Genomic DNA, 5,567 nt, shown 5'->3' on the forward strand with positions numbered 1-5,567 from the left:
CCACCTGATGACAGCCTCCGACCACCGCGCCGAGATGACCGTCCGCTTCACCATCTGGGACCAGATCACCGGCGCCGCCGGCCGGCCCACCACGGCCTGACCACAGGCCCCGGCCGCGGGCCCACCACGCCCCGACGCGCCATCAGCCGGTCACGCACCCAACAACGTGACAACGCCGAACGAGGCGGTCCGCAAACTCGACTGCAACGGGAATACCCCCGGCGCCCCGGCGGCGGGGGGGGCAAGGACTGCGACGAATACCCGTTCCGCTCGTCCGCCGAAGGCGCTGCCCGCTACAAGTACGAAGGCGACGAGTTCAAGGACGACTTCTCCGTCCGCTACATCATTCGGGAAGAAAACCAGGAAGCAGGCCGTCGCCTGGGCGCCTGGTATCACAGTGACCGGATCCTCGATTGGGAAGCCTTCACTGTCACCATCGGCGACTGGCACTCCAGCAGTGATACTCCGGTAAACCAAGGCAGGGCCGTCCCCATTCGGGGGCGGCCCTGCGGTCCCTTCGACGCGGCTCAGGCGGTGGCGGTCCGCCAGATCTGAACCAGACAGAACTGATCCTCCCCACCCAGAGCGGCTTCATGACCGGCGGGCGTGGCCACCACGCCGGAACAACCCTGCAGAGGAGAGGTGAAAGGACCCGCGTTCGGGTTGAACGTCCACTGCCACCGCATCCGGTACGTGCCCGGCGACGGCAACACCAACGGAATCTCCCTCAGCCCGCCGTCGACGGTCTGCAGACCAAGCTCGCCCTCAGGAAGGTCCACCTCGACCTCCTCGCACCCCGCCCACTGACCGGGCGGCAGTGCCGGTGCACTGGTCCACGACTCCAGATGTATCACCGTCGTGCCCACCTCCGAGGGCACCTGCAGATACACCAGGCCCGGCCCGGGAAGCAGCCACTTCGATCTGTCCGCATCATCATCGAACGTTTCAGCCCCCATGGTCGTGTCGACCAGCCCGAACAACCGATAGCTCGCCGACACCGTCGTATCGCAGGAATCCAGCAACCTACCCATCAAGCACCTCGCAAGTCGGGGGAAACACCGCTCGGTGGCGGCGCCGCCACCGACTGTAAACTCAAGGAAGGAGCCATGTTCCGTAGGAGTCAGCTACGAGCCGCGTTCCCCGAGAAGGGCCCGCTAGGGCTCGTCCGGCGGATCATGGGCCGAGGCAGGGACGGACCGAGGCGAGGGCCGGCCAGTGCCCTAATCGTGTTGACCACCCCCGGCAGGCAGTGCTGGAGTCGGCACGTGGACAGCATCCCCGCCAACCGGCGGCTCTGGAACCAGATCAGCAGCGCCTACCAGCACAAGCACGACCCGCAAATCGGCGCCACACCCCGGCTGTGGGGCATGTACTCCATCCCCGACGCGCACCTGCACGCCCTGGGCGACGTCACCGGCAAGCGTGTCCTCGAACTCGGCTGCGGCGCCGGCCAGTGGTCCAGGGCGCTCGCCGCCGAGGGCGCCACCGTGGTCGGGCTCGACCTGTCCGAAGCCCAACTCACCGCAGCGACCCGCGCGATGGGAGCGGCCCGCTACCCGCTGGTGCAAGGTGCCGCCGAACAACTCCCCTTCGCCGCCGACAGCTTCGACCTGGTGTTCTGCGACTTCGGTGGGCTCAGCTGGGCGCCCCCGCACCTGGCCGTCCCGCAGGCCGCACGCGTCTTGGGCCGAGGCGGGCGCCTGGTGTTCAACGTCGCCAGCCCATGGTTCGAAGCTTGCTACGACGAAGCCGCCAGCCGCGTGACCACGACGCTGCAGCAGGACTACTTCGGGCTGAACACCATCGCCGAAGACGACGGCGCGACCAGCTATCAGCTCACCTACGGCGACTGGGTCAAGGTCCTGCGCGGCGCGGGTCTCATCATCGACGACCTCATCGAGCCGCGGCCCGAACTCGGAACACCCAACGGCTACAACGAAACCGACCCACCCGACTGGGCACACCGCTGGCCGGCGGAACTGCTCTGGGTAACCCACAAACCGTAAGTTCCGCCGCGCCCCCTGGACGTCGAAGGCGCAGACGCGGCTCGAGCTGTTCCGCTGGCTCGCCTACTACAATCGGCGCCGCCGGCACTCCGCCCTCGGCTACCTCACACCGATCGAGTTCGAACAGCAGTTGGCTACAGCAACCACGCTTTCACTCGCCGCATGAAACCCGGTGTCCACTCCCGGGGATCACCCTCGCGCCGCGGGCTCCCCGGAGGAACGCACCCTGCGAGCGGGTGATCGGAAGTATCCGGCGCGAGGCTCTCGACCACGTCCTGATCATCGGTGAGGCCCACGCCCGGCAGGCGCTGACCAGATGCCATGACTACGACAACAGGTATCGGCCGCACCGGGCACGCCAACAGCTCCCACCCGACGCCGACCGCCGGCCCGCCACCGTCCACGACCTCGACGACCGAAGGCTCCTCCGCACCCGCGTCCTCGGCGGCGTCATCAACGAGTCCCGCTCCGCGGCCTGGCAGCAGCGACGGCTTTCCGAGTGCCACAGGGTCCGCGGGCTTTGCTCAGCGCGTGCCGGTCGTCGCAGTGCTGTAGGCGTACAGGACCACGACGCCGACCACACAGGCGAGGACCATCCAGGAGGCGAGGCTCATCCGTCTCCCCTTCCGCCCGGGCCGGTGCGCCTTCCCGGACCGCTTGGCCCCGCCGGGAGCCGCCGGGGCGGATGGTGCGGCGTCGGCGGCGGTCTCGGCGAGCAGGCGGCGGCAGGCCATGGCGAGCTCGCCGGTGCCGGCCTGGAGCGGTACGACCGTCTCCGAACGCGCCGGAGCGGTGGTGCCGCCGTCGAGGATACGGCCCGCCCGGAGCAGGATTTCGTCCCTGCACCCCGAGGGGGCCAGACTGATCCAGCGCTGCACATGCTCTCCCCGGATGACCACTCCCCCGGCCCGGTCCCGGTACACGGTGTGCCGGCGCCAGAGCATGTCTGCCAACTGCGCTGCGGTTTGCATCAGTTGGGCACTCAAGGCCCGTCCCCCTGCGAATCTGCACCGGAAGGACACGCCGCGACCTGCAGCAACCTCACGAGCCGTCACCGCAAAAACTGCACCCCGATGTCACCACCACCCCACACCTCACGGCGAACCCCCAGCCCACCGCCCTGGCACCAGCGCTGGAGGACACTGGTGTCACCTCTACAGAAACCGGTGACATTGAGATGCGGATTCGCAGGCTGCCGCCGTGCGCGCACAGCAGCTGGCCGCGATCGACGAGGACTGGAACTGCCCCTGGCCGCTGCACTACCGCGTCCTCGCGGACCTGGTCAACGCCGACGGCCACCTGCCCGACATCGCACCCGGCGTGCTCTTCGACGGCGACGACCTCGGACGGTGGCTCCAGCGGCAGAAGCAACCGGGCACCTGGAAACTGCTGTCCACCGGGCAGCAGGAGCGGCTGACCGCGCTGGGCGTGCAGCCCGCCCCGACGCCGACTGGCACCCCGGCAGCAACGCGTGCGACGAAGGACTCCAGCAAAGCCCAGGTGGCGTTCCTGCGCGGCCTGGCAGCCCTTACGCAGTGGGTGGAACGGGAGGGCCAGCGGCCGGTACCGCGCGGCCACAGCGAACAAATCACCGTCGACGGCGAGACCGAGCCGGTCACCGTGAAGCTCGGCGTATGGATCTCCAACACCAAATCGAGGCGAGACAAACTCACCCAGGAGCAGCGCACCGCACTCGCCGAACTCGGCATCAAATGGGCGTAGCCGTCGCCGGCTGGGGTGATGTGAGCTTCGGTGCGGGTCTACTGCGTAGGTTTTCGCTGCTCTGGCACAGGAGTACGACGACAACGACAACGTCACCAAGTCGACGGCACCCAATGCTGCCGTCTCCACCGCGGTACACGACGACGCGGATCAGACGCCGGCTGAACCAGCGGCCGGGATGCACTTCCGGGTGGGGCTGGGCCGGCAGGGCGTCGTTGTCCGGATTTATGCCGGAGTGCCCGGGTGGGTGGGTGAAAGCGGGTGTTCGGGGTGGAATGCTGCAGGCAGAACCCCGGCCCGATTCCAGCGGGCCGGGGTCTTTGCGTGGTGCCGGGGTGGCGGTTCGGTCAGTATCCGCCGTGTCCGCCGTGTCCGCCGAAGTGGTGGACGACTCGGAAGCTGCCCACCACTCCGTCCTTGACGCGGACCCCCTTGGTGTGGTGCACCTTGATGCCGTTCGCTTCGCTGTGGGGGCCGACCGTGGCGACGGGGGCGCCGTTGTCGCAGGTCGCCCCGCGGAAGAACTCGACGGTCCTCTTGCTGTCGTTGCGGATGTTGAAGCTCTTGGAGCCCAGGCCGCTCGCGACGGTGATGCAGCCGTCCGGGCGGGCGGAGAACGAACGCTCGTTGATGTGGATCCGGCCTTCGAATTCCTTCTCTTCGAAGCCCCTTCCTTCGTGGTCCTTGCCCTCGAAGCCTCGGCCTTCGTTTTCCTGGCCGGATTCGCCGCCCAGGGGGGCCGCGGCGGGGGCGGCCGCCTGCTGGACCGCGGGGGCGGCCTGGGCCGGCTCGTAGGCGGACGCCGAGGCGTAGGTGATACCGGTGGCGGCCAGGGCCGCGGCGGCCGCGACGGCCGCGGTAACGACGTTGGGACGAGTCTTCATCACGCGCTTCTCCTGTCTCGGGAGATCGGCTGGCCAGCCGACTCGTGATGAACGTACTGACCGATTCCCATACCTGTCATATCGAGACATAAGGGAAAGTCAGCGGATTGACTCCAATCGGGTCACAGGGGGCGCCCGCATGCCGTGTCATGGCACGCTGACATGTAATCAGTTTACTTTTCCTGTAGTGGACTTGATGTCCCGATACGCCGTCCGGGGGACTTTTCGCGCGCCTGCTCACCCGCGGCCGCGGCGTGTCGTTCGTTGACATACCGGGTGAAACCGGTATTCCCGTGGTGCTGCCGGGCGGTGAGTGGGGTGCTCGAGCCCGCGGGCGGGCCCATGGCGCGGTGCCGTCTGCAGGATGAGGTTCCCGCAGAACGTCCCGGTGGAGGCGAAGACCTGACGCCGGCTCCAGGTCCTCGTCACCGGGCACCCGCGGCCGGCCGGCGGGCCCGCCCGAGCGCCCCGGACGCGTGCCCGCCGCCCGGGGCGGGCTGTGCCCACGGTGCCGGGGGCGGCTCGCCCGGCGAACCGGAACCCGGCTCGCCGGGTCCCGCACGCCACCGCGCGAGCAGGCCAGGGACATGATGCCCCTCGCCGCGAGCCGATCGCGGACACCCGGGGCCGGCGTGTCCGGTGCCCGGCCCCTTCGCGCTTTCCCGCTCACCCATCCGCCCCCCCCTTCGCCGGCCTCCGCACCGCCCCCCTTCGCCGGCCCTCGAAGGGGGGCGGTGCGGGCAGGTCACCGTCCACGTCGTCGACGGCGGACGGCATGCTGCCGTGGATCTGGGTGGGCGGCCACACAAGCCGCCCACCGGCTTCCCCACCCAGGCCCGGAGCACCGGACCCGCCGCACCCACGCCCGAGCCGGAGCCGCCCCCGAACGCCGGCGAGTCAGAGGTCGCGCAGACAGGCGGCCGGCAGGGACCAGCGGGCAGACAGGACAGGCACA

At 69.2% G+C, this 5,567-nt stretch carries 5 protein-coding genes and 4 pseudogenes; 6 read left to right on the top strand and 3 right to left on the bottom strand.

Annotated elements, in window-relative coordinates; translation table 11 throughout:
* Positions 1 to 100 (top strand): annotated as a pseudogene (locus JL475_RS37810) (IS6 family transposase); the annotation flags it as partial.
* A 41-nt stretch (positions 101 to 141) separates the two neighbouring features.
* Positions 142 to 555 (top strand): NucA/NucB deoxyribonuclease domain-containing protein, encoded by a 414-nt coding sequence (locus tag JL475_RS41820; RefSeq protein ID WP_368860256.1) that lies wholly within the window; start codon positions 142 to 144, stop codon positions 553 to 555.
* Here the strand turns inward: JL475_RS41820 and JL475_RS37820 are convergent.
* A complete protein-coding gene (locus JL475_RS37820) occupies positions 528 to 1,031 on the bottom strand; it encodes a hypothetical protein (RefSeq protein WP_202282740.1) in 504 nt (167 codons plus the stop codon). The genes JL475_RS41820 and JL475_RS37820 overlap by 28 nt on opposite strands.
* 234 nt (positions 1,032 to 1,265) lie before the next feature.
* On the opposite strand from JL475_RS37820, the gene JL475_RS37825 reads away from it, so the two are divergent.
* The 3 genes and pseudogenes from JL475_RS37825 to JL475_RS41385 all read left to right on the top strand — a co-directional run.
* Complete coding sequence (locus JL475_RS37825; RefSeq protein ID WP_202282741.1) at positions 1,266 to 2,006, top strand: class I SAM-dependent methyltransferase; 741 nt, start codon at positions 1,266 to 1,268, stop codon at positions 2,004 to 2,006.
* Between the two features lie 16 nt (positions 2,007 to 2,022).
* Positions 2,023 to 2,172, top strand: a pseudogene (locus tag JL475_RS37830) (integrase core domain-containing protein); the annotation flags it as partial.
* 22 nt (positions 2,173 to 2,194) lie between these two features.
* A pseudogene (locus JL475_RS41385) lies at positions 2,195 to 2,368 on the top strand (integrase core domain-containing protein); the annotation flags it as partial.
* 162 nt (positions 2,369 to 2,530) lie between these two features.
* On the opposite strand, the gene JL475_RS37835 reads toward JL475_RS41385, so the two are convergent.
* Positions 2,531 to 2,977 carry a hypothetical protein gene (locus JL475_RS37835; protein ID WP_237409417.1) on the bottom strand — a complete coding sequence of 149 codons (447 nt, stop codon included), beginning with the start codon at positions 2,975 to 2,977 and terminating at the stop codon, positions 2,531 to 2,533.
* A 211-nt stretch (positions 2,978 to 3,188) separates the two neighbouring features.
* On the opposite strand from JL475_RS37835, the pseudogene JL475_RS37840 reads away from it, so the two are divergent.
* A pseudogene (locus JL475_RS37840) lies at positions 3,189 to 3,728 on the top strand (helicase associated domain-containing protein); the annotation flags it as partial.
* A gap of 347 nt (positions 3,729 to 4,075) precedes the next feature.
* Here JL475_RS37840 and JL475_RS37845 read toward each other — a convergent pair.
* Entirely contained in the window at positions 4,076 to 4,612 is a 537-nt protein-coding gene (locus JL475_RS37845; protein ID WP_202282743.1) for a hypothetical protein, read from the bottom strand.
* Positions 4,613 to 5,567 lie beyond the last annotated feature (955 nt).

The sequence above is a fragment of the Streptomyces sp. M2CJ-2 genome, from assembly GCF_016757295.1.
In the GTDB taxonomy this organism is placed as follows: Bacteria; Actinomycetota; Actinomycetes; order Streptomycetales; family Streptomycetaceae; genus Streptomyces.